Origin of the sequence: Nostoc sp. (assembly GCF_036918015.1) — a bacterium.
Lineage (GTDB): Bacteria > Cyanobacteriota > Cyanobacteriia > Cyanobacteriales > Nostocaceae > Nostoc.
This window is the reverse complement of sequence record NZ_JBALEO010000097.1, coordinates 1-21292: the sequence shown is the minus strand read 5'-3', so window position 1 is coordinate 21292 and position 21292 is coordinate 1. Positions and strand designations below refer to the sequence as shown.

Here is a 21292-nt window from a genome sequence, read left to right as displayed (position 1 = left end):
GCAACCACTGAAATCTTTGATTTCAGTGGTTAACAATCAGTGGAGGGTTCAGAGCAAGCACCGATTGCAACTACGAATTACGTTAGCGTAGCGGTAGCGTTCGCGCAGCGTCTCGTAGAGAGGAACGAGCGTCATTATCAATTACGAATTATGTTGACACAAGTAACCCCAGAATTGATGGAGAGACTGTAGAATGGAAAACGGTGTCTTTAAATAAGTTAGAGAATATATGGCTAAAAAGAGCTTGATTGAGCGCGAGAAAAAGCGCACTAGGTTGATAGAAAAGTATGCTGACAAGCGGGAAGCTCTTTTGGAAGAGTTCAGAAGTGCAGCATCTCCTTTGGATAAGCTAGAAATCCACCGGAAGATTCAACAGCTACCCCGGAATAGTGCGCCCACCCGCCACCGCAATCGTTGCTGGTTGACTGGTCGTTCTAGAGGTGTTTACCGCGATTTTGGGTTGTCTCGGAACGTACTGCGAGAATGGGCGCATGAAGGTCTTTTACCTGGAGTTGTTAAGTCTAGTTGGTAGTCAAGAGTCATTAGTCATTAGTCATTAGTCATTGGTAAAGAACAAATGACAAAGGACAAATGACAAATGACAAAATATTATTGACCACAACACTTATCAATTCCCAGACTTTCTAAGAGTAGATCGCTGACGGCGTTGGCGATCGCAAACTCTCCGTAGAAGCTATTGGAAAAATCATAGGACTGCATCTCTGTGACAATGGCAATTACCAGAGAACCAAGGTCATTTTCTCCTTCCATCCGTTGACGCACAAAAATCTGTGCGGCTCGTTGGGCAATATTTTGGTTGACTGCTTCGGGAATAAATTCTGTATCTAGCCACCGTTGTAAGCGTTCTCGTAACCATTCACCTTCGAGTAGGGGGTTTTCGGGCGGTGGTAGGGTGATGGGTGGAATTGGTTGAGTCATTTTTTTTAAACGCAGAGGGACGCGGAGGGAAACGCAGAGGAACGCTAAGGTTGACTGTTAGCATCAAATTGCGTTTCTCTAGTGTTTTTTTATTATTTATTTATGCAATATGATATCGCCGCTATTGTTGAGGGCTATGCACAAGGCTATTTTCTCATGGCTGATGAACGCGATCGCCTGAGTTGGTACGGAAGTCGCGATCGGACTTTGATTCCTTTGGATGAACGGTTTCGCTACCCCAAGTCTTTGCAGCGCGTTCTGAATCAAGAACGGTTTACTGTGGCGATTAATCAAGACTTTCAGGCTGTGGTGGCTGGCTGTGCTGACAGAGAGACAACCTGGATTTCACCGGAATTACGAGAGATTTATTCGCTACTTTACCAGAATGGTTATGCTTATAGTTTTGAAACTTGGCAGGGTGACGAATTAGCCGGGGGAATTTTAGGGATTGTGATTGGTGGGGCTTTTATTGGCGAGTCGATGTTTTACCGCATTCCTGAAGGCTCAAAGGTGGCGATGGTTAAGTTGGTGGAAAGATTGCGTCAGAGGAAATTTGTGTTTTTTGATGCCCAAATGATGAATCCCCATTTGGAAAGGTTTGGCGCTTATCGGGTTGGGAATAAAGAATATCAATCTTTACTTCAGCAAGCGTTGCAATGTGCTTGTAAGTTAGTCTAATTTGATAAAAAAGCCTCGGATGTGATTGTTACTGATGTAGTAATGGCGGGAATGAAGGTATTGCCATAAAAAATGTTTTAATCATTACAATAGCGATCGCGCCCATTTTGTTTGGCATGGTACAGTGCTTTATCTGCTGAGGCAATGAGTGTATCTGGCTTGATGTTCCAAATAGGTAGGCGAGAGGTAATTCCTAAACTGACGGTGATGATATTCTTGACATCAGACTGTACATGGGGAATAGCCAGAGCATGAATTGCTTGCTGAATACTTTGCGCAACTTTAATCGCTCCCTCTAAGTCAGTATTAGGCAAGAGTACCAAAAATTCTTCTCCACCGTAACGCGCCACTAAATCGGCAGGACGATTAATTATCTTTTGCACTGTTTGCGCTATCCTCACTAGACAATCATCGCCTGCAAGATGACCATAGTAATCGTTGTAAAGTTTGAATTTATCAACGTCAAACATAATCAGTGACAGGGGTTGTTGTTCTCGTGCAAGGCGTTTCCACTCTGCTTTTAGTCGCGCATCAAAGCAACGACGGTTAGCCACTTGAGTCAAGCCATCTAAATTTGCCAGTTGTTCTAGTTTCTGATTGGCATCTTGGAGAGCCAATTCAATTTGTTTACGTCCAGTAATGTCGCGTATGGTAATAGCAAAACCATCACCTAGTTTGACTGCGACAAAGTGATACCAGCAAGAATTGCCTAATGGATGGTAAAAATCCCGTTTTAAAGCTTCCCCCGTTTCAACAAGATTAACGAAGTGATTAAAGAGTTCTGGTTCTAAATAGGCTAAGAGTTTTTTGAGTACTAATTTGCCAATCATCTCTTCACATTTGCTTCCGAAGGCTCTAGCAATGACAGGATTGATAACTAAGCAACGGAAATCTTCGATGTCCCCGGTTGTAGAGTTGCGGACAGCTTGCATAGCGGCAATACCATCTAGCGAACTATTCAAAATACTGGCTAGCATTGCCCTAGACTGATACAGTATCTCTTCTGTTTCCCTACGCTTAATATTTTCTTGTTCTAGAAGCCGTTGCTGGCGTTGAATGGTTAACTGATTTTCTAGGCGCGCTACAACTTCTTCCATCTGAAAGGGTTTGGTGATGTAATCTATTCCCCCTGACTCAAAGGCTATCACTTTATCGATAACATCATCTAAAGCACTAATAAAAATAACAGGAATGGTGCGCAGAACTTCATCTGCTTTCAGAATTCTACAAACTTGATAGCCATCCATTTCTGGCATCTTGATATCTAAAAGAATGATATCTGGTTGTTTCGCCTTTACTGTTTTTAGTGCCATCCGCCCACTTGTGACGCTGCGAACAGTGTAGCCGAGTTTGACCAGAAAATCACTTAATAAATGTAAATTCTTGGGACTGTCGTCTACTAAGAGAATATTACCTTTATTTTCTTTATCAGAATCAAGATTCATTGCTTCTCAGGGGTTCGGCTAAATCAACCAATTCCTCAAATTCAAATTGACGAGCAAGTTTTGTTAAAGATTGAATTAAAAATGTTTCTGTTTTGGGAATATCTCTAATTAATTCTATGACACGATTAGTATTTGCTTCTAAAGCAGCTTTATAGAATTGATTAATCCATTCTTGAGACATACAAATTAGAGCGTTGGATGTTAAAGAATTTTTTTCTATATATTCCAAGTTTGAATAATTATTTTCAGCAAATATATATTTGACACCAAGATGTTTGGCTAGTGTGTCAAAAATTGTATGTTCTGCAAAAGGTTTGCGGAGAAAGTCATCACACCCGGCTGAAAGGACGATCGCTTTTTCTTCTTCTAAAACACTTGCCGTCAGAGCAATTATAGCTGTAGCATTCCCCTTTGTAGTGGACTTGATATATTTTGTAGCTTCGTAACCGTCCATAACAGGCATTCGCATATCCATCCAAATCAGGTGTGGTTCCCATTCATTCCAAATAGCGATCGCTTCTTTGCCATTACTAGCTTCTTTCATCTCAAACCCTAACGGTTGTAAAAGTTTAATTAATAACTTGCGATTAATAGGTTTATCATCTACTATTAATAGTTTATATATAGGTTGTCCTGGTGCAAGTTCTAATACTTTTGGATGTACTTCTAAAGTATTTATATTGGTTGGTTGACCTAATTTTGCTTGAATATAAAATTGAAAAGTTGTGCCGACTCCTAATTTACTTTCAACATAAATATCCCCTCCCATTAACTGAATAAACTTGTGACTAATTGCTAAACCTAAACCCGTTCCTTCTTGGGATTCTTTTCCAGCTTGTGCTTGAGAAAAAGCATTAAATAGTTTGGGCAATTCTGCGGCTGCAATCCCCACTCCTGTATCACAGACTTGAAAATCAAGGGTTAAAATATCTGTAATTTCTTCACTAATATTATTTACTGTTAAACTAACTGTTCCTTTTTGAGTAAACTTAATGGCATTACCAATCAAATTAATTAATACTTGCCGGAGTTTTAACTCATCTGTGCAAATATAACATGGAACATTTTCACTACGTTGAAATATTAAATTTAAGCCTTGATTACTTGCCTGTAAATGTAGCATATCTTCTAAGTCATCTAGCAAGCGATACAGGTCAAAGTCTCTAGGGTTAAGAGTAGTTTGACCTGCTTCTATTTTTGATAAATCGAGAATATTATTGATGAGTGTTAGTAAATAATCACCACTGTGATAAATGATCCCGGCATTTTCATAATGCTCGGTAGGTAAGTTGTTAGCACGTAACATTAATTGAGAAAAACCTAGAACAGCATTGAGTGGCGATCGCAACTCATGACTCATATTCGCAATAAATAAACTTTTAGCTTGATTTGCTACTTCGGCTTTCTCTTTAGCAATGGCTAATTCTGCTGTTCTTTCTTGTACCCGTTGTTCCAAAGTTTCCAAAGATGTTTGTAACTGAAGTGCCATGTTGTTAAACGATTTTGCCAGTTGACCTATTTCGTCTTTTGATTTATTTTTGGCGCGGATATCTAAGTTACCTGCGGTAAACTGGAAAACTATATTGGTAAGGTGAATTATTGGCTTTGTTAGCAGTTGCCCAATGACAAAAGCAATGATTGTCACTACTCCAGCGATAAATGCAAATAGAAAAATTGTGTTACGAATTTGATTTTCTACAGGTGCTAGGGCAACGACAAGGGGTCGTGCAAACAACACAGACCAAGGTTTATATTGCAAACGAGCGATCGCAATTAGATTAACCTGATTACCTGTTGCTTCCAAGGATGCAATTAAATACGACTGTTTATTATCCAATGCTTGTTTAAGCTTTAACTCATTAGTTGCCAATTCTTTGAGAGAAGAATTAGGCAAACGACCTTCCAATTGCAGTTGAGTTACAATATCGTCAGGCAGAGGCACAATTGATTTAAAAAGCAGTTCTGGTGCAGTACTATGTGCCAGATAAATATTATTGTCATCTAAAAGAATCGCAAAAGATTTAGCCCCAGCCCGTTCGGTTTGTCGAGTTACTAACTGCTGAACAACAGTCGCATTATATGAAACACGCAATATACCTAATATATCTCCCTTGGCATTGCGAACCGGACTACTAAAAAAGAGGGTAATAAGATCGGGAATTGTCGGCGATCGCTTCATACTAGAAACAAAGCATAAACCAGTTTGTAGCGGGTTTTTAAAATAATCTTGAACTGATTCATCTTTGCCAATATTTAGTGTACGTGTATCTAATACATTTTTACCGTTTAAGTCGAGCAAAGCATAGGAGAGAATATTGAGCATATCTTTGCGACTGAGACGGATTAATGTTTCTGTTGCCAATTGCATTTCCGGGCTGCCTTCTCGCTGTTTTGGAGTTAGGCTGAGGTAGCGTGCCAAACCTGGTAAAATCGCCTCTACGCGCACGGCATTGAGATTTCCATCAATAAAGGCATCTATTCTGTTAGCGGTTTCGTTAGCCGCCGCAGATAGGGCTTGTCGAGCGTTGTCAGTTAGTGCTTTTTCGGTTGTCTGTTTGTTGACAAATGCCAATAACAGCAACGGAATCAAAGCAACAACGAGAAACGAGGCGATTAACTTTGTACGGATGCCGCCCAAAAAGGAGTGCTGCATAACTTCAAACTAGGGGGGATTCAAGAAGGAAGAATTAAATAAACTTTTTAGTTCAGGAATACGCGTCATGTTTCCAGAGCGAATAAAAAAGTCTGCATATATTTTGGCAGTTTTATAAATGGAGTTAGGGTTGCTAGATTGAAAATATTTTTGATTTTCACTTAAATCACTTAGGTTAATTCCATCTAGAGAGAGAGTATCGATCGGAATTTTTAATGCTTTGCTGACGATCGCTTTTCCTTCCTCAACATTTGCTTCCCAGTAGGTCGAGGCTTGCAGCCATCCTCGCACAAATGCCCGAATGTCTTCGGGGCGATCGCGGATTGTCTCACCGCGAAAGATAATTAAATCTAAAATCAAGCCAGGGGTTTGCTTGCTAGTAAATAGGATATTTCCCCCTAATTTCATCGCTTCAGAGAGATAGGGTTCCCAAGTCTGTCCGGCTTGAATCGTATTATTTTTCAGGCGTTGAGGAATTTCTGAAGCCTCTAATTGAACTAAGTTCACATCATCACTGGTTAAATTGGCAGTTTTCAACATTTCAGTCACGAAAACTTCGCTAAAACCACCTAGATTTGCACCCAGCTTTTTCCCTTTTAAATCAGCAACGGTTTTAATTTTTGATTGGGCGACTACTACATCTGCTCCTATTGATTCATCTATAACGATCGCGCCTTGTATATCTGGATTTGTAGCACTCAAGATGATAAAATTCCCCAAAGATGATGTAATCCCATCATACTTACCTGCATTGAAGTTTGCTTGTATCAATTGGGTGTATTGTTTATGAATTAGTTCCACATCTACCCCTTGGGCTTTGAAGAATCCTTTTTCTTGAGCAATGATGCCTGGAAGCTCTCCAACAAAAGATGCAAATGCCACTTTCAATGGAGGGCGTTTTACTTCAGTTGGTGCTGAAGTATTACAAGCAATTAGTAAACAGGCGGTAATGAGGAAAATGCTAATGTATCTGAGTAGTTTAAGCATAGAATTTTTGATTTTTTTAATTATATTAATCAAAAATTCTGCTAAACAAACTAATTGTTAAAATTGAAATTGCCGTGTAAATTTCGTCAGTGATATTATGTCCGGGTAATTAGTTATGATTTCCACAATCATTGCACCCCACCCCCTCCCCGGCTGCGGGGCTACGGTGTACACACAAGTCTGAAATAGCTTATTAAGCAAGGTTTTACCCCACCCTAACCCTCCCCTTATAAAGGGGAGGGAACTAGATTTCTTGTTTCCCCCCAAAATATCGGGGGGATTAAGGGGGGTAATTCGACTTGTGTGTACACCGTAGGCCTGCGGGGAGGGGAGACAAAGCGTAGCTTTGGCGGGGTGAGGTTCTTGAGGTTTAATAAGTAACCAAGCGGACATGATGTGATTGTATTAAACGAGTTTTGGTTGTTGAAATTGCTTCAAAATTTAGAAATTCTAACCGCAAGGGCGGCTTGAGAATTTCATTCACAGGTATTGAGCCGCCCCAACAAGGTATTATGGTTCAAATCAATGAAAAAGCCTGTAATTGCAAAGAGAGCGATCGCTCTTTTCCACTGTTATATTAGTCTTTAAATAATCCCCTAATACTTTGCGGGTTTGGAGATCCAGGGTATTGGCATCTGCCAAATTTTGCAGATCGAGCCGTTGAAATTTCTGTCTGGCTCGGATTGCTTGTACCAGTGCATCTAAGCGTTGATTGGAATTAAAACTCCCATTGGAAGCAGATGCGTGCGATCGCCCGTACCTCACTCAGTGATGCTTGTCGAGCAGTGTAGAGTGTTGTGAACCTAACAACCGTCCGGCTTGTTGTTGGTTGAAAAGTAGGCGATCGCGAATCGTGCGCAGGTGTTCGGGTTCATCTTGTGATTCCCAGTATTGGATAATGTGCGATCGCCCATGCCACAATATCCCGTTCGTGAAGTGTCTTCTAGAGTAATACCAATTTGAAAAAAGGATACGATAGATCATTTGTAGAGACGCGATGAATCGCGTCTTTACCCAAGGATGTGTTGCAATCATTAATTGAATTGGTATTAGCGTCTCGCAGAGAAGGTGGGGACTTCCGCGACACGTTAAATCCGCCAAATTTATCAAAGCAATTTCGTCTTTGTCTAACCATCGCTAACCTTGACCCGGAAAACATGGCAGATTAGTTGAATAAGTACCAAAAGTCTGATAGGAAAACCATACTAATGAGAATTTGGACTACTACTGCTGTGCTAGCTGCTTTTTGGCTAATATCTGGGGTCATCGGTTCTAAGCCAATCAACGCTACTTCTGTTTTGGTAGAAAATGCCATATCGTCTCCGGCGCCAACGAATGCAAAACAAATTACTGTCAGTAACACCGAGTTTGGTCTGAAGAGAGTTGATTCCAAAGGAAACGTTACCATTTTCCAGACAACAAGAGTGCCGCTTCAGGAAGGAAACACCTACGGGTGGCGGATTAAACTCAAAAACTACCAAGGTGAAGTGAAATGGCGTGAGGTCTTGTTTTTACCAAAACCTCCAGAAACTTGGGGTACAGATAATGGTGAAGATTTCTCAATATCAGCAGACGGAAAGACATCTGTAACACGGCGCGCACAGTCGGCTCCAGAAGGTATAATTGAGAATTTTTGGACAATCGCCCCTGGCGATCCAGTTGGTAAGCATAGAATAGAAGTCTATGTTGATAACCGTTTGATCGGTACTTTCCAGTTTGAAGTTATTCCAGTTAAGTAGAGATGAAGGGCATTGGGCATTAGTCATTTGTCTGTCATTCTCCCCTGCTTCTTCTTTTCCCTTTAGCCTGAAGCTGAGGAGTATCTTAGAAATAGAACCTTAATTCTTGTTAGGTGGCGATCGTGAATACAGAGGAATTCCTGCGATTGATCGAAAAGCAGCGCCCATGTCCTCAGACACTACCAAAAGGGCTACAAGCAATGTGGTATGACAACAAAGGTGATTGGAGCAAGGCTCATGAAATAGTTGCAAATGCCAGTGATGCTGATAGTGCCTGGGTTCATGCTTATCTGCACCGCAAAGAAGGCGATTTGAACAATGCCCATTTTTGGTATCAACGCAGTGGTCAGCCAGAATTTTCAGGAGAACTAAGCCAAGAATGGGAACAAATAACTTCTGTATTGCTAAAGAAGGTCAACGTGACGCATGAATGCTGAAGAATTAAAAAGGCGTTTTGCCGCAGGAGAAAGATATTTTCCAGCCGTCAACTTAAGTAGTAACAAGCTGATTGGAGCCGATTTACCTGGAATTAATTTATGGGGATCTGACTTGAGTGGAGTTAACTTAGCTAAAGCTAAACTCTGGGGAGCAGATTTGAGTAGTACTAATTTAGCCAAAGCGAATTTGACCAGAGCTAATTTGAGCGGTGCTAATCTGAATGAAGCAAATCTCCGGGGAGCAAAACTCAACTATGCCAAGTTGTATGGAGCGAATCTAACTGGCGCTTACTATGATGAAAGTACGCGCTTTTCTAGAGGTTTTGACCCCATCAGTAGAAATATGCGGAAGGTATAGGGATTGGGGGCAGGGAGCAGGGGAGCAGGGAGCAGGGAGCAGGGGAGCAGGGGAGCAGGGGAGCAGGGGAGCAGGGGAGCAGTTGCAGTATAAGTTTTATCCCCTCTGCCCCTCTACCCCTCTGCCCCTCTGCTCCCCTGCTCCCTGCCCAATCCCCTTTAAATAACTGATAAATGTTGATGTGAACCATCTAACACAGACGATATCAACATTTGTTCAAAGACTTTGGAAAGAGCAGTTTGAAAACGCTGACGGTGTTTGATTTTGAAAAAAGGTCGAACTATTTCTGCGTAGGCGTAGTCCACCGTTCGCGTAGCGTCTCGTAGAGAAGGTATTGCACCGTTGCCTTCTCTATTATCAATAACTCGAATTGCCCGCAGGGTTCCAAGCTGGATTTCTTTTTTTACCATCAACTCAGAAATTCCAGTTGCACCTACGCCATTTTCAATCGCGGCTTTTGCCATCTCACCACTGGTGAACACTAAAATTACATTCAGTTCGCTGAGGTTGATCCCCCAATTTTGCAACGCTTCCTCAAACCTTTGCTGTGTCCCAGATTCCCGCACTCGCATCACCCACGGAGTCTGAGTTAGTTGGCTTAAATCAACTTCTCCCCACTCAAACCAAGGGTGTTTTTGACCAACCACAATTTGTAAGCGATCGCTAGCTACTATTTCATAGTCTAAAGTATTCTGAAGCGCTGGCTTCACATCTCCTTCCACCAAACCTAAATCAAACTGTCCCATCGCTGTACCGACACAAATCGTTTCTGCATTGGCAAGAGTACAGTCAATCTGGATACCAGGATATTGGCTCTTAAACTCACTAATCTTACTTGGTAGCCAGTAGTTACCAATTGTCAGACTCGACCCTAATTTCAATTCACCCCGTTGCAGATTGTTCAATTCTCGCAATCCCCTTTCTGTCAAGGAAACTTGATCGAGAATTTTCTGCGCTTCCACTTGCAGTAATTTACCCGCCTCAGCAATCTCGATATGGCGACCAATCCGATGGAATAGTTTCACACCGTATTCTTGCTCTAAGTTGTGGATTGCTGCACTGACGGCAGGTTGTGTAATATAAAGCTCCTCTGCTGCGCGAGTAAAGTGTAAGTTGTGCGCCACAGCCAGAAATATTTTTAGCTGCTCAAGCGTCATTCCTGCCATTTATCGTATCCCTAAGACTTGATGTCAAAATTTTAATCACTTTCATTTATCATTTTGACAAATAAAAGCATTTGATTCTATCGGTTAATTTGACTAAAGTATAAATCAAGGCTTCGGCACGGACTCAAACGGCCAAGTAGAGAGCAAGGGGAAATAAGCAATGCCCAATGCCCCAAGCCCAAGCATGAAAATAAGGACATCAACGAAATGAGCGATTTAGGAACTGCCATTACCACAGGGATTACCGCATTCACTGCCACCAACATTGATGATATTGTCATACTGACGTTACTTTTTTCACAAATAACTAAAACGTTTCGCAGTCGTCACATCCTTGCTGGTCAGTATCTCGGTTTTGCAGCATTGATCGTTGCTAGTCTTCCTGGTTTCTTCGGTGGACTAATCATACCGCAGGACTGGATTAGACTACTTGGTTTTATGCCAATAATCATTGGTATGAGCAGTTTACTAAAACGCGAAGAGGATTCACCAGAGGAAGCCGAAGAAGAAACCGAGCCATCTTGTCCCTCTATAGTTAGTAGTTTTATCTCTCCGCAAACTTGCAATGTTGCTGCGATCGCCTTTGCTAATGGAAGTGATAATATCAGCGTCTACGTGCCTCTGTTTGCCAACTCAGAATTAGATAGTCTGCTGGTAATACTAGGTGTATTTTTTACAATGGTGGGTGTATGGTGTTATACCGCTTACAAGTTAACCTACTTGCCTGCGATCGCTAACTTCTTAACTGAAAATGGCAATACTTTTGTGCCTTGTATCTTGATTGGTTTGGGCGTGTTTATTGTCACAGAAAATGTTACTTGGACTCTTTTATCTGTAGTTTCTAGTTATATATTCTCATTAGTTTTAGGTTTCAATACTCAGCAGTCGAGTGAAGAACAAGAAAAATTAAGTGTCTAATCAAGAGGTGCATCATCAATTTTCTGAGCCAAATGAATTCTAAACTGGAAAATATCTTACCCATCAACAGGAATCAAAACATGAAAATCTGGAAATCTCTGCTAATTGTCTTAATGATTGTCTCTAGTTTCGCTTTTGCTCAACCTTCTTTTGCTGATAGACCAAAATTTAGCAAAAACCCTGATTACATCGAAGTCACCAAAGCTCTTAAGCAACTCTCTCAGACAAAAGACGCACAAACTCAAGTTGAAGGTCTGACACCAGAAGAAATTAAAAAAAGAACTGAGGAATTAACACTACAAAAATATGCTTTAGAGACGGGAATCAATTGGGGTCAATGCAACAACCAAACAGGTAATACCATAGCGGTATACGGTAAAAGACCAAATGATGAAGACAATGAAGATGCCGTATACGAGAATGGTCTATATTTTCTAGCTGATGGTCAATCCACAAAAAATAACTGGGATTGTGATGGCATCTATCTACCGAGTGATGTCCAGGTAGAAAATTTCACTTCTAGTCCTAATGGGCAAGGTGAAGAATTGACAGGAGCCGCTGCTCTAAAGATCCTTGATGGAACTCAGTTGGTAATTAAGAGGAATCCCGATACTGCTGCGATTGAATTGAATGTCCCAACTGTAAAAGTTATTAACAGCAAAGAGGCTAACTGGTTTATCCCAGATATATCGCAGGATCTCATAAATACACGAGTTCCTAATGCGCCTAGCAATCAGTCTTGAAATAGAACTGCATAGTCTATTTTTGAATGATTGTTCTGAATTTAAATAGGGTAACAGCCAAAATCAGAGAAAAACAGGACAAACACTGGTGAAACATCTCTCTGATCTTGGCTATTTTTTTTTGAATTTATCTATCCTCAATTTTAGGCTTGTTTTATTTTCATATCTGCATTAAAATAAATTTTGGAAAAAATGTACAATCACAACAAACATATTTCAGTAGCGCAACTATTGCGCTGGGTGCGGGTCATCTGGAAAGATATTTCCTACTACCTTCGCATTTTTTTGATAAGAGCCGCTTTGGGGATAAGGGTGTTATTGATGCAGTTAAAATTGAAACCTACAGAAGAAGAAAAAGATAAAAAAAAGCCAGGACGACTGAATCCATCCAGAATCCGAGATCACTTGGCAAATGAGCGTACCTACCTCGCTTGGATGCGGACAGGGATCGCTCTTTTAGGTTTTGGTGTGGTCATCGTGCGTTTGCGTGCCTTCCAAGTACCTTTGATACCCCGTCCTGGTAACGGCTGGAAGTTAGGTTTAGTTTTCTCGCTAGTGGGTTTAATTACGGTGTGGCTTTCAACGTCACACTATTTTGCTGTGCGTCGTGATATCGAAGAAGATACTTACGAACCAACAGACCGATGGGTATTGCTGTTCAGTCTCGCTGTGATGATTCTCGGAACTGGGGTAATCTATTTTGTTTTTACAACTTCTTTAGATCCAATGAGTCCACTTATCCCTGAGTAATACATCAGAATTCAGAATTCAGAATTTAGAATGGGCTGCGCCCCGCTGCGCTAACAGGAGTAAAACACGCTTTACAGCTTGGTAACAGACTTAGCTTGTATACATCACCAATTTGAAATCTGCTGTAAGATTTTTAAAATCGGATCTTATACACCTCAAATAATTCCCCTGATTTATGCGTTACGACTTTAGCACCAGCGGTCTTAATCGTTTTTTCCCACTTAGTCAAAGGCTCTAAAAACACCTCAGCCCCTAAATAGGTTTCCAGAACTGCCCAATCTTCTGCTAAGGGCTGTTCTGGGTTGAGAACATCAAACACAAAATGTCCACCTGGTTTTAACACCCGTTTGACTTCTGCTAGTACAGCATCCCAATATTCGAGGGGAAAATAGCAGCTAAATCCGGTGGCGATCGCTAAATCAAATTGCTCTGATGGATAGTTTAACTGATGAGCTGCTCCCAACTCAACCCCTTTGAACAGCTTAGAATTCAACTGTGGCCCGCGAGAATTCAGGGTATCGCGTGCCACGTTACTGATTTCTTGTCCATGAAAAAATGCTTGCCAATCCCGCCAAGGATAGATTAAAAAGCTGATCCCACACCCAATATCTATACAGTGTTGATTTTTTTGAGGTTTAGCAATTTCCCAGAAAGGGGAAGCAATTCTTCCTGAGAAACTTCCAGAAATCCACTCGCGGAATATCGGCATCGCTTGTATTTCTGCTGGGAGTTCAAAGGTTTCACGTTGATACTCTCGGTTAAAGCGATAGGCTATTTGGGCTAATCTTTCGTCCCAGTTGCTTGATTTGGGTGAACTAAAGAGATTTTGGAACTGAGAATCGGACTTTTTAGACATTTAGGTTTTTGCTACTCTTTCTAAAGATTGTAGTCAAATTTGCCAAGCGATCGCCTACAGAGCGCGGGTACGCCATCGCACCTCCTGCTAAGGTTTGTCCGAAGTCATTGGTAGTAATGACAAATGACCAATGACTTCGGACAAATGACTAATGACTACTACTCAACCTTTTCATACCAGATACCTACTTTCTCAAAAGCACCATAAGCAAGCTTCAGAAAATTCACTATTCTCTGTTTCCCAATTATCCCAAATTCTTTATACTCTCTAGCCTCTGCAAAAGTCAGGCGATTTTGGTCAATTATGTTTCTTTCTCTGTATGCTAACTTCGGAAAATCTATAACTTTTATCTGATATTTATTTACTATGTTCTGATAGTTGGAGTCTGAGTCTAGATGCTCCCAATCATCACACAGCCCTAAATTCCTCACCAGAATATGAGGGATTTTATCACCGTAAGTATTCACTGACTGAGCAAACAGGTTGATGCTGTCGTATCCTCCTGTAGATACAAACCATTTGCAAAACATCACTCCCTGCGAACTTCCTAGTTCAAGTAATTGATTAGATTCAATCCATCCTTGTACTGCTCTATGCGATTGTGCGGCTAAATTCACAATTACTGGCTTCTCTATCGCCCACTCAAATATTCTATCTGCCTTATTTGCCTGTCGTTCATTCTCACTAAACACAGCATATTTACATATCTCCTTATATACCCCTGCGACATCTGGATTCGATCTATCTGTCTCCACTGGTACAAATGGGATTCTCTTATCCAAACAATACTGAATCATTGTCCTGGCAAAGAGAGATTTTCCTACCCCGCCTTTTTCACCATCCACAAAATGAATCGTCGGCATTACAGCCACCTCTAATAGTTATTAAAGTCTGATATATCTTTCCCAAACTAAGAACTTTTTGGCCATTGCCCCCAAGTATTTTGGTGGTTTTATGAGAAAGTATAACGGTGATTTGGATATATTCCAACAGTCTCATTTTACACAGGCAAAGTCCGTCTGCGCGGACTAAGACAAAACAAGGGGCTTAAGCCCCTTGTTATAACCTGCGAAAGCAGGTTTTGTTTAGATGCGGTTTCTAACCGCTCTTTTAGCTGCGATATTAGCCTAAATCGAAAAGCAAGATTTCGCCGCCGATGTTGGTGCTAATTTCTAGCTGTTCTTCGCCGTTGATTTGTACACCATCACCGGCTCTAAGTTCTTCACCATTTAAGTTGACTATACCTTGCGCTACTTGTAACCAGGCATAGCGATCGCTTTTGACTTGATGATTAACAACATCACCTGACTCTAAAACAGATGTGTATAAATCAACATCTTGGTAAATTGTCACAGCACCATCGCGCCCATCTTTAGCAGCGATTAAGCGGAGTTTGCCGCGCTTTTCTTCTAGAGGAAAAGCTTTTTGTTCATATCTTGGTGCTAACCCTTCGCGATCGGGAAGAATCCAGATTTGTAGTAAATGTAGTGGTTCTGTTGGTGAAGGATTAAATTCACTGTGGCTGATTCCAGTTCCAGCGCTCATAATCTGGGCATCACCAGGGCGAATCACCGAGCCAGTACCCAAGCTATCTTTATGCTCTACAGCACCTTCTAAGACATAAGTGAGGATTTCCATGTCACGATGACTGTGGGTAGGGAATCCAGCACCGGGGGCGATGCGATCGTCGTTAATTACCCGCAGAGAGCGAAATCCCATGCGGTTGGGATCGTAAAAACTACCGAAGGAAAATGTGTGATAACTATCGAGCCAGCCCATTTTTGCATGACCACGGGCATTGCGATCGTGAATTAAGTGGGTAATTGTATTTTGAGACATAAATTTACCTCGTTGTTAATTGTTTTTAGAAGAATTTAGAATTCAAAGTTTAGAATTCTGGTTGATTAGACCTAATTTGTAACTATTTAAATAGTAAAGTATATACATATCAAATGAAAAGTACGCACTTAAAAGTGGCGTACTTACCAAAAAGATACTGTGAAATTTGACAGATATTTTGAATTGAATAAAATAAAGTCTTGGAAAACTAAATGACTGCAATTTTAATTTTTGCACAACAAGATTAGCTGCTAGGCCGTGTTTAGACACATATTAAAAATCCGATGAGGTAACGTGAATTCGACGGCTCATATAATGTCTGTCTAATTAGCCGAATCAATGCCCTCACCCAATACAGTTCAGTTAAGGCTAAAAGTCTTTGCCAAAGTCAATTTTTTAACGAACCGCAAAGGACGCATTCGCGCAGCGTCTCGTCAGAGAAGGACGCAAAGAGAAGAAAGAAATGCTTAACCCAAGCGTATTGTGCCCTCACCCTAAATCCCTCTCCCACAAGGAGAGGGACTTTGAATTTAGTTCCCATTCTCCCAATATTGGGAGAAGGGGTTAGGGGATGAGGGCGAATTTTGCATTTGTGCAAGAGTTCTAATAACCTTTGCCTAGTTTTAGAACGTAAAAGTGCCCCTTTCCGAGTCGGAGAGAGACACTTTTTGAACTTTAGTTCTAGGTAGAGAATTTTGTAGAACTCACATTAAGATACCGTTGTCATAGGGTTCGTTAAACTTTAGTCTAATGCACCCTATTAGTAAATTAAGTGTCTCTCAAAAGTGGTTACTTTACACCAGCAGGGATCTTTTGAGTTTTAGTAGTACCCGCTTTACCATTCTCTGCTTTAATTTCTGCTACTTGCAGATGAGCTTCTAAGAACCAGAGTCGTTTGTCAATGGTGCGAGAAACTTCGGTGTAAAGATCGGCGGTATCAGCATCGCCTAAGTCATCAGTTTTAGCGATCGCTTCTCTAATGTGTTTAGCATAGATTCCAAAGCGGTCTGACAAAGCTGTTACATGGTCTTTACCATCCAAAATATCTAAGGGATATTCTGGCAAAATTGAATTACTAGCTGCGGCGCGGGCTGTTCCGAAAGCGTATCCGCCTAAAGCTGTGACGCGTTCAGCAATCAAATCGATGAACTCTTCTAATTCCCCAGCAATTTCATCAAATAATAAGTGTAGCTGATAGAAGTCAGTTCCTTTTACATTCCAGTGCGCTTGCTTTGCTTGGGTTTTTAGATCCGAAGTAGCTGCCAAGCTTTGGTTGAGAAGTACCACGATTTGCACTCGCGCTTCAGCGGGAATGTCAATACGAGTAGGGTACAAACGTGATGTAATGGTGTTGTCGCTCATAGTTCTACGTTAATGCCTTTTGCATCTAACTTTACAGATTTTAGTTGCCTGTGCGAAACTCTCTGACGACAGATTATATTAATGGCTGAATGTGTTACTGTTAATGACTATTGGTCAAAATCCGATGGTTTTCTATGGTATTAAATGTACCACCAAAAAGGCGATCGCGAATATCATCATTCTGCAAAAAGTCATGGGGAAAACCCAGTTCAATTTGACTGACTTCATCTAACCGTTGCAGATGTTCTGGCGAGAGGCTGATATCAAGGGAAGCTAAGTTATCTTGAAACTGCGTTAATTTACGTGCCCCAACAATCGGAATAATCACACCACTTTGAGCGTGTAACCAAGCTAATGCTACTTGTGAAGGTGTATGGCCAATTTCTGCGGCAACTTGACTAACAACTTTAGCGATCGCTAAATTCCGTTCTGAAATAGTTCCAAACATTGCATTTGCGAATCGTCCTTGTTCATCACCTGCTTGAAGAGGCTGATTATACTTACCTGTCAGCACACCACCACCCAAAGGCGACCACGGGGTTACTGCTAAATCAAAAGCTTTAGCCATTGGTAGCAAATCTCGTTCTGGTGTCCGCTGAATCAAACTATACTCAATTTGCAGAGCAACAAACTGCGTCCATCCTTGGAATTGGGCGATGGTATTAGCTTGGGAAACAATCCAGGCAGGTGTATCAGAAATGCCGATGTAAAGTACTTTACCTTGACGTACTACATCATCAAGCGATCGCAAGACTTCTTCAATCGGTGTTGTGAAATCCCAAGCGTGCAACCAGAATAAATCAATGTAATCGGTATTCAGCCGTTTCAGACTACCTTCTAAAGACTGAATTAAATTCTTGCGATGGTTTCCACTGGCGTTAGGGTCGCCCTTCTTGTCTGTCATCCGCAAGGGAAAGGAATATTTTGTCGCAACTACAAAGCGTTCCCGTTCTTTAGCAATTAACTCGCCAACAATTTTTTCACTGCTACCATCGGTATAACCGTTGGCGGTGTCAATGAAATTTCCCCCTGCTTCTGCATAGCTATCAAAGATTTTCCGACTTTCGTCAACAGATGCACCCCAGCCCCAATCTTCACCAAAGGTCATGGTTCCCAAGGAGAGTTCAGAGACTCTTAATCCGCTTTTGCCCAAGAGTTTGTATCTCATGAATATTTTTCTATAACTAGGTTTTTAAATTTACGAAACTCGGCTTCTGAGTTTTTTGATGTCTGCTAATGGTGCCATAGTCCATCTAGCTACGACACCCGACCCTACAATCTAAAATCCAAAATTTTCTAGGCAATTACTTCGATAATTTGAGGACCTTTAACGCCGTTTATTCTAGCAATTTCGACGGAGCCAAATTGCGAACCGCTACCATCTTTGTCGAAGAATACAATCGAGCTACTGGTGTCAACTCTAAAGCGTTGATTAGGGTTGGTGAAAGCACTACCGAGAGTTAATTGAGAACGTTGTAATTGCCCTACTACAAGTCCACCTCCGAATCCAGATGCAGAAACTTGGATTTTATCACCTTGAGATGCGTTTAAGTCATTGATAATATCGCCACCCTCTAAAGCACTGTTGTAACGGAAGATATCAGATCCTGCTCCACCAGCTAAGGTATCTCTACCCAATCCGCCAATTAGAATATCATTACCATCTCTACCATCAAGGTTGTCATCACCCGGACCACCGTTGAGAGTATTGACTCCAGCATTCCCTGTTAAGCGGTCATTTCCATTCAGTCCATTGATTACATCGTTGCCAACAGTAGCGTTAAGAACATCGTTTAGAGAGGTTCCAGTGATATTAGCCATACTTGTTTATTCGGTAATTGGTGTTTTAAGATACAAAGTCTGACAATTAAGGATATACTTACATATCGCAAGCATCCAGTATTTTCTTGTGCCAATGTGTGTACGAAAAAAGACTATATATCAAACAGGAATCAATACACAAGGTTCTTTTGTTAAAAAGTAAGAATGCTAATTATTTTTTGTGGTGAGAGTAATTTATATAGAAACATTTTATAGTCCTTGTTTGGAAACTATGATCGTAGGACTTTCATGCTGTACAAATGCATCGTGATGTTTATCGGTAATCCCAAACAACCAACCTTTAACGTTTGTTAACGCTGTTTGCCAGCAACAAACAACAATATCGCTTAGTCAATACCTTAGCCAATTTACGAGGGTTCAATGCCTGTAGAAACGGGATGAATACGCCCTAAAGAAGTAAGCTTGGCAAAAATCTGGGTTAATAAAATAGGCTCAGGCATACCACCAGCGCCTGTCCAACGGGAGATTCCTAACATCGTTATTCTCCCATTCATTGCTAGCATCGCCATTATTATCTGGTTCAACTGACGCATCGTCGTAGCATTTATCTGGGGTAATAGGCATTGTAAGAGTGATAGGATATCGAACATGGGCGAATTGTAGCGTTTGAGTTGTCGTTGTGGTAGACAATAACTCTACTACAGAGCGCCCTATCTCTTCACCCTCTTCTTTTGGCTAAGGTATTGAATTAACTATTACTTTATCCTGAAAACCTTTACAGTAAATCATCCCCAGGAATCACGGTGGTGTAGAAAGCATATTTGTTATTAGCGACATAACGGCGGTCTTGTTTAACGATCGCCATAAACTCTCTATGTCCTTCACGAGTACGTCCCACTAAACAACCCGCGCTAGCAAGGCGAATATCATTTCGGGGAAAATCAAAGCCGTAGTGTTGATTCACATAGAAATTATCACCTGTATCGAGCTTGTCACCAGTCCGTTTAAAATCTTGGTTGAAATCTCTACAAACAGTGATATCTCCAACTTGCACTAATGCTTCGTGAGGTTCTGCTGTGCCATGTGTGCCAACAGCCCAAGCTTTATATTGCCCAAACTGAATCCTAGCTGCTCCTTTGGGATTCATTGGATTGTAAGTGTAGTATTTACCTGGCTCTGTAGTAGCTTCCCAGTGGTCTACTATTTTGGGAACACCATTTACTACTTCAATCACAATCCGCCGATCGTTAAATTGATTGGGTATATCACTGTTGAGAGTCCAGTCTCCATTCATACCCTCTACATAAACAATGTTGTATTCTTTGGGATTGGTAAATACCTGATAACCTTTGGCTAGCATATATTTCACAATCTTACTAGCGATGTCATTGCCTAGTTTTAAGGGGGGTTTAGGAAGATCGTCTATTTTGGTTTCAATTAGTTTCTTAGCTGTGACTGCTCCTAAAAAGCCACTCTCTTCAGTCTTTATTAATTCTTGAAATTTTTTGATAGATATCACAGAAACAGGGCCAAATTTACCATCGGCTGGAGGTTCCAGCAAACCTAAGCCGATTAACAATATCTGAATCTGACGAGATAAGTCTGCATCTTGTGCGATCGCATCAAATGACCATTTCTCATCTTTTCCCAAGAAATCTTGTAGTTTCATTATGCACCTGCTTTCATTTACTGAGTTCTAAGTATAAACATCATTTTAAAAATTGATGTCGTCTAAAACTATACTCTAAGCTGAAATATGATGTCATCTGGAGTCTGCGATATCTACGACGAGCTACACACAGGTTATCCCTGTTCGTTTTTCTGCCAATCCTACCTCTATATTTTGTCTACCCCAGCCAAATACCGTTTCTGCCTGCCTTGCGCAACCCTTCAAATATTTCAATGTCATCTGTGCCTGAAAACTCCGACGTTCCACTCCATTCATTTTCATGCTGCCAACCGCAAGTCTTCTATAGGAATCTGGTTTGATTTCTGAAAAAAATTAAGTATTTGTAGGGTGCGTTATGACTTTAGTCTAACGCACCAAACCCTTGAAAATGGTGCGTTACGCTTCGCGATAACACACCCTACGTGTTGTTCAAAAATCAAATAGTAATCCTATATTTGCGATGATGCTATTGATAGGCTTAAGTATGTTGAATATTGGGAAAACAAAGTTCAGGAATTGGATGCTGTGTTAAAAAAGGTATCCGCAGCAAACCTAGACGGCTTTCGAGATGATATAGACCTGTACACGGAAATTCGCCAATACTTACCACGGCTTGCGAACATTCTCAAAGATATGAATACTCTAACTCCAGATATGCACAGCAAATCAGACTTTGAGATATTGCTGAATGCGATCGCACAGCGTTTAGATGAGTAAAAATAACCTATTGGTTGGGTTTAGAGATAGAGCAATGTCTTCGATGGGCTAGACCTACGCCCTTTTAACTCGACAATTTATATTCTGAGGTGCAAGCTTTAAGTTCAGAAGTAGAATGATGAGGATAAAAGACGCAACTTCGAGGATAAAAGATGCAACTGCGAGGATAAAAGGCGCAACTTCGAGGGTTAAAGGTGCAACTTCGAGGATAAAAGGTGCAATTGCGAGGATAAAAGGCGCAACTTCGAGGGTTA

24 protein-coding genes and 1 pseudogene are annotated in these 21292 nt (G+C 41.1%); 9 read left to right on the top strand and 16 right to left on the bottom strand.

Going from position 1 to position 21292, the window contains the following annotated elements:
* The first annotated feature begins 229 nt into the window (after window positions 1-229).
* Window positions 230-532 (top strand): 30S ribosomal protein S14, encoded by a 303-nt coding sequence (gene rpsN / locus V7K61_RS30535; RefSeq protein WP_292724399.1) that lies wholly within the window; start codon window positions 230-232, stop codon window positions 530-532.
* A gap of 77 nt (window positions 533-609) precedes the next feature.
* On the opposite strand, the gene V7K61_RS30530 is transcribed toward rpsN, so the two are convergent.
* The gene (locus V7K61_RS30530) at window positions 610-939 is read right to left on the bottom strand and encodes a hypothetical protein (RefSeq protein ID WP_012410384.1); all 330 of its coding nucleotides are present in this window, start codon (window positions 937-939) and stop codon (window positions 610-612) included.
* A gap of 102 nt (window positions 940-1041) precedes the next feature.
* Here V7K61_RS30530 and aat point away from each other — a divergent pair, with 102 nt between their 5' ends.
* Window positions 1042-1617: a leucyl/phenylalanyl-tRNA--protein transferase gene (aat, locus tag V7K61_RS30525; protein ID WP_335059431.1), complete on the top strand. Its 576-nt coding sequence runs from the start codon at window positions 1042-1044 to the stop codon at window positions 1615-1617.
* Between the two features lie 77 nt (window positions 1618-1694).
* Here the strand turns inward: aat and V7K61_RS30520 are convergent, their stop codons facing one another.
* The 5 genes from V7K61_RS30520 to V7K61_RS30500 form a co-directional block, all read right to left on the bottom strand.
* A complete protein-coding gene (locus V7K61_RS30520) occupies window positions 1695-3062 on the bottom strand; it encodes a diguanylate cyclase domain-containing protein (protein WP_335059429.1) in 1368 nt (455 codons plus the stop codon).
* Entirely contained in the window at window positions 3052-5715 is a 2664-nt protein-coding gene (locus tag V7K61_RS30515; RefSeq protein WP_335059427.1) for a hybrid sensor histidine kinase/response regulator, read from the bottom strand. Before V7K61_RS30515 ends, V7K61_RS30520 begins: the two co-directional genes overlap by 11 nt.
* A 9-nt stretch (window positions 5716-5724) precedes the next feature.
* Window positions 5725-6702 (bottom strand): ABC transporter substrate-binding protein, encoded by a 978-nt coding sequence (locus V7K61_RS30510; protein WP_335059425.1) that lies wholly within the window; start codon window positions 6700-6702, stop codon window positions 5725-5727.
* A gap of 522 nt (window positions 6703-7224) precedes the next feature.
* Window positions 7225-7467, bottom strand: a complete 243-nt coding sequence (locus V7K61_RS30505) for a hypothetical protein (protein ID WP_335059423.1) — start codon at window positions 7465-7467, stop codon at window positions 7225-7227.
* Window positions 7468-7737, bottom strand: a complete 270-nt coding sequence (locus V7K61_RS30500) for a hypothetical protein (RefSeq protein WP_335059421.1) — start codon at window positions 7735-7737, stop codon at window positions 7468-7470.
* Window positions 7738-7910: 173 nt separating this feature from the next.
* Between V7K61_RS30500 and V7K61_RS30495 the strand changes: the two genes are divergently transcribed.
* From V7K61_RS30495 to V7K61_RS30485, 3 genes are all read left to right on the top strand, one after another.
* Window positions 7911-8441: a hypothetical protein gene (locus tag V7K61_RS30495; protein ID WP_335059419.1), complete on the top strand. Its 531-nt coding sequence runs from the start codon at window positions 7911-7913 to the stop codon at window positions 8439-8441.
* A 122-nt stretch (window positions 8442-8563) separates the two neighbouring features.
* A complete protein-coding gene (locus V7K61_RS30490) occupies window positions 8564-8878 on the top strand; it encodes a hypothetical protein (RefSeq protein WP_335059417.1) in 315 nt (104 codons plus the stop codon).
* A complete protein-coding gene (locus V7K61_RS30485) occupies window positions 8868-9236 on the top strand; it encodes a pentapeptide repeat-containing protein (RefSeq protein ID WP_094350904.1) in 369 nt (122 codons plus the stop codon). Before V7K61_RS30490 ends, V7K61_RS30485 begins: the two co-directional genes overlap by 11 nt.
* Before the next feature lie 158 nt (window positions 9237-9394).
* On the opposite strand, the gene V7K61_RS30480 is transcribed toward V7K61_RS30485, so the two are convergent.
* Window positions 9395-10402 carry a LysR substrate-binding domain-containing protein gene (locus V7K61_RS30480; RefSeq protein ID WP_335059415.1) on the bottom strand — a complete coding sequence of 336 codons (1008 nt, stop codon included), beginning with the start codon at window positions 10400-10402 and terminating at the stop codon, window positions 9395-9397.
* Window positions 10403-10609: 207 nt separating this feature from the next.
* On the opposite strand from V7K61_RS30480, the gene V7K61_RS30475 reads away from it, so the two are divergent.
* From V7K61_RS30475 to V7K61_RS30465, 3 genes are all read left to right on the top strand, one after another.
* The gene (locus tag V7K61_RS30475) at window positions 10610-11320 is read left to right on the top strand and encodes a cadmium resistance transporter (protein ID WP_335059413.1); all 711 of its coding nucleotides are present in this window, start codon (window positions 10610-10612) and stop codon (window positions 11318-11320) included.
* 80 nt (window positions 11321-11400) lie between these two features.
* On the top strand, window positions 11401-12063 hold the full coding sequence (locus V7K61_RS30470) for a hypothetical protein (protein WP_335059411.1): 663 nt from the start codon (window positions 11401-11403) through the stop codon (window positions 12061-12063).
* Between the two features lie 321 nt (window positions 12064-12384).
* Window positions 12385-12813 (top strand): YidH family protein, encoded by a 429-nt coding sequence (locus V7K61_RS30465; RefSeq protein WP_334899589.1) that lies wholly within the window; start codon window positions 12385-12387, stop codon window positions 12811-12813.
* Between the two features lie 133 nt (window positions 12814-12946).
* On the opposite strand, the gene V7K61_RS30460 is transcribed toward V7K61_RS30465, so the two are convergent.
* The 8 genes and pseudogenes from V7K61_RS30460 to V7K61_RS30425 form a co-directional block, all read right to left on the bottom strand.
* Entirely contained in the window at window positions 12947-13669 is a 723-nt protein-coding gene (locus V7K61_RS30460; protein ID WP_335059409.1) for a class I SAM-dependent methyltransferase, read from the bottom strand.
* Between the two features lie 158 nt (window positions 13670-13827).
* Window positions 13828-14532 (bottom strand): mobilization protein, encoded by a 705-nt coding sequence (locus V7K61_RS30455; RefSeq protein WP_334876287.1) that lies wholly within the window; start codon window positions 14530-14532, stop codon window positions 13828-13830.
* 259 nt (window positions 14533-14791) lie between these two features.
* A complete protein-coding gene (locus V7K61_RS30450) occupies window positions 14792-15508 on the bottom strand; it encodes a pirin family protein (RefSeq protein WP_335059407.1) in 717 nt (238 codons plus the stop codon).
* 789 nt (window positions 15509-16297) lie between these two features.
* Window positions 16298-16870, bottom strand: coding sequence for a DNA starvation/stationary phase protection protein Dps (dps, locus tag V7K61_RS30445; protein WP_335059405.1), 573 nt, complete (start codon window positions 16868-16870; stop codon window positions 16298-16300).
* 100 nt (window positions 16871-16970) lie between these two features.
* The gene (locus V7K61_RS30440; protein ID WP_335059403.1) at window positions 16971-18038 is read right to left on the bottom strand and encodes an aldo/keto reductase; all 1068 of its coding nucleotides are present in this window, start codon (window positions 18036-18038) and stop codon (window positions 16971-16973) included.
* A gap of 128 nt (window positions 18039-18166) precedes the next feature.
* Entirely contained in the window at window positions 18167-18691 is a 525-nt protein-coding gene (locus V7K61_RS30435) for a calcium-binding protein (protein WP_335059401.1), read from the bottom strand.
* 461 nt (window positions 18692-19152) lie between these two features.
* Window positions 19153-19302: pseudogene (locus V7K61_RS30430) on the bottom strand (IS4 family transposase); the annotation flags it as partial.
* A 125-nt stretch (window positions 19303-19427) separates the two neighbouring features.
* Window positions 19428-20321, bottom strand: a complete 894-nt coding sequence (locus V7K61_RS30425; protein ID WP_335059399.1) for a peptidoglycan-binding protein — start codon at window positions 20319-20321, stop codon at window positions 19428-19430.
* Window positions 20322-20846: 525 nt separating this feature from the next.
* On the opposite strand from V7K61_RS30425, the gene V7K61_RS30420 reads away from it, so the two are divergent.
* Window positions 20847-21038, top strand: a complete 192-nt coding sequence (locus tag V7K61_RS30420; protein WP_335059397.1) for a hypothetical protein — start codon at window positions 20847-20849, stop codon at window positions 21036-21038.
* 54 nt (window positions 21039-21092) lie between these two features.
* Here the strand turns inward: V7K61_RS30420 and V7K61_RS30415 are convergent.
* A partial coding sequence (locus V7K61_RS30415) for a hypothetical protein (RefSeq protein WP_335059395.1) occupies window positions 21093-21292 on the bottom strand: 200 nt, incomplete at its 5' end.

Bases quoted from the DNA above. Each gene is read 5' to 3' on its own strand.
- rpsN (WP_292724399.1), top strand. From the start codon at position 230: ATGGCTAAAAAGAGCTTGATTGAGCGCGAGAAAAAGCGCACTAGGTTG.
- V7K61_RS30530 (WP_012410384.1), bottom strand. From the start codon at position 939: ATGACTCAACCAATTCCACCCATCACCCTACCACCGCCCGAAAACCCC.
- aat (WP_335059431.1), top strand. From the start codon at position 1,042: ATGCAATATGATATCGCCGCTATTGTTGAGGGCTATGCACAAGGCTAT.
- V7K61_RS30520 (WP_335059429.1), bottom strand. From the start codon at position 3,062: ATGAATCTTGATTCTGATAAAGAAAATAAAGGTAATATTCTCTTAGTA.
- V7K61_RS30515 (WP_335059427.1), bottom strand. From the start codon at position 5,715: ATGCAGCACTCCTTTTTGGGCGGCATCCGTACAAAGTTAATCGCCTCG.
- V7K61_RS30510 (WP_335059425.1), bottom strand. From the start codon at position 6,702: ATGCTTAAACTACTCAGATACATTAGCATTTTCCTCATTACCGCCTGT.
- V7K61_RS30500 (WP_335059421.1), bottom strand. From the start codon at position 7,737: ATGATTGCAACACATCCTTGGGTAAAGACGCGATTCATCGCGTCTCTA.
- V7K61_RS30495 (WP_335059419.1), top strand. From the start codon at position 7,911: ATGAGAATTTGGACTACTACTGCTGTGCTAGCTGCTTTTTGGCTAATA.
- V7K61_RS30485 (WP_094350904.1), top strand. From the start codon at position 8,868: ATGAATGCTGAAGAATTAAAAAGGCGTTTTGCCGCAGGAGAAAGATAT.
- V7K61_RS30480 (WP_335059415.1), bottom strand. From the start codon at position 10,402: ATGGCAGGAATGACGCTTGAGCAGCTAAAAATATTTCTGGCTGTGGCG.
- V7K61_RS30475 (WP_335059413.1), top strand. From the start codon at position 10,610: ATGAGCGATTTAGGAACTGCCATTACCACAGGGATTACCGCATTCACT.
- V7K61_RS30470 (WP_335059411.1), top strand. From the start codon at position 11,401: ATGAAAATCTGGAAATCTCTGCTAATTGTCTTAATGATTGTCTCTAGT.
- V7K61_RS30465 (WP_334899589.1), top strand. From the start codon at position 12,385: ATGCAGTTAAAATTGAAACCTACAGAAGAAGAAAAAGATAAAAAAAAG.
- V7K61_RS30460 (WP_335059409.1), bottom strand. From the start codon at position 13,669: ATGTCTAAAAAGTCCGATTCTCAGTTCCAAAATCTCTTTAGTTCACCC.
- V7K61_RS30455 (WP_334876287.1), bottom strand. From the start codon at position 14,532: ATGCCGACGATTCATTTTGTGGATGGTGAAAAAGGCGGGGTAGGAAAA.
- V7K61_RS30450 (WP_335059407.1), bottom strand. From the start codon at position 15,508: ATGTCTCAAAATACAATTACCCACTTAATTCACGATCGCAATGCCCGT.
- dps (WP_335059405.1), bottom strand. From the start codon at position 16,870: ATGAGCGACAACACCATTACATCACGTTTGTACCCTACTCGTATTGAC.
- V7K61_RS30440 (WP_335059403.1), bottom strand. From the start codon at position 18,038: ATGAGATACAAACTCTTGGGCAAAAGCGGATTAAGAGTCTCTGAACTC.
- V7K61_RS30435 (WP_335059401.1), bottom strand. From the start codon at position 18,691: ATGGCTAATATCACTGGAACCTCTCTAAACGATGTTCTTAACGCTACT.
- V7K61_RS30425 (WP_335059399.1), bottom strand. From the start codon at position 20,321: ATGAAACTACAAGATTTCTTGGGAAAAGATGAGAAATGGTCATTTGAT.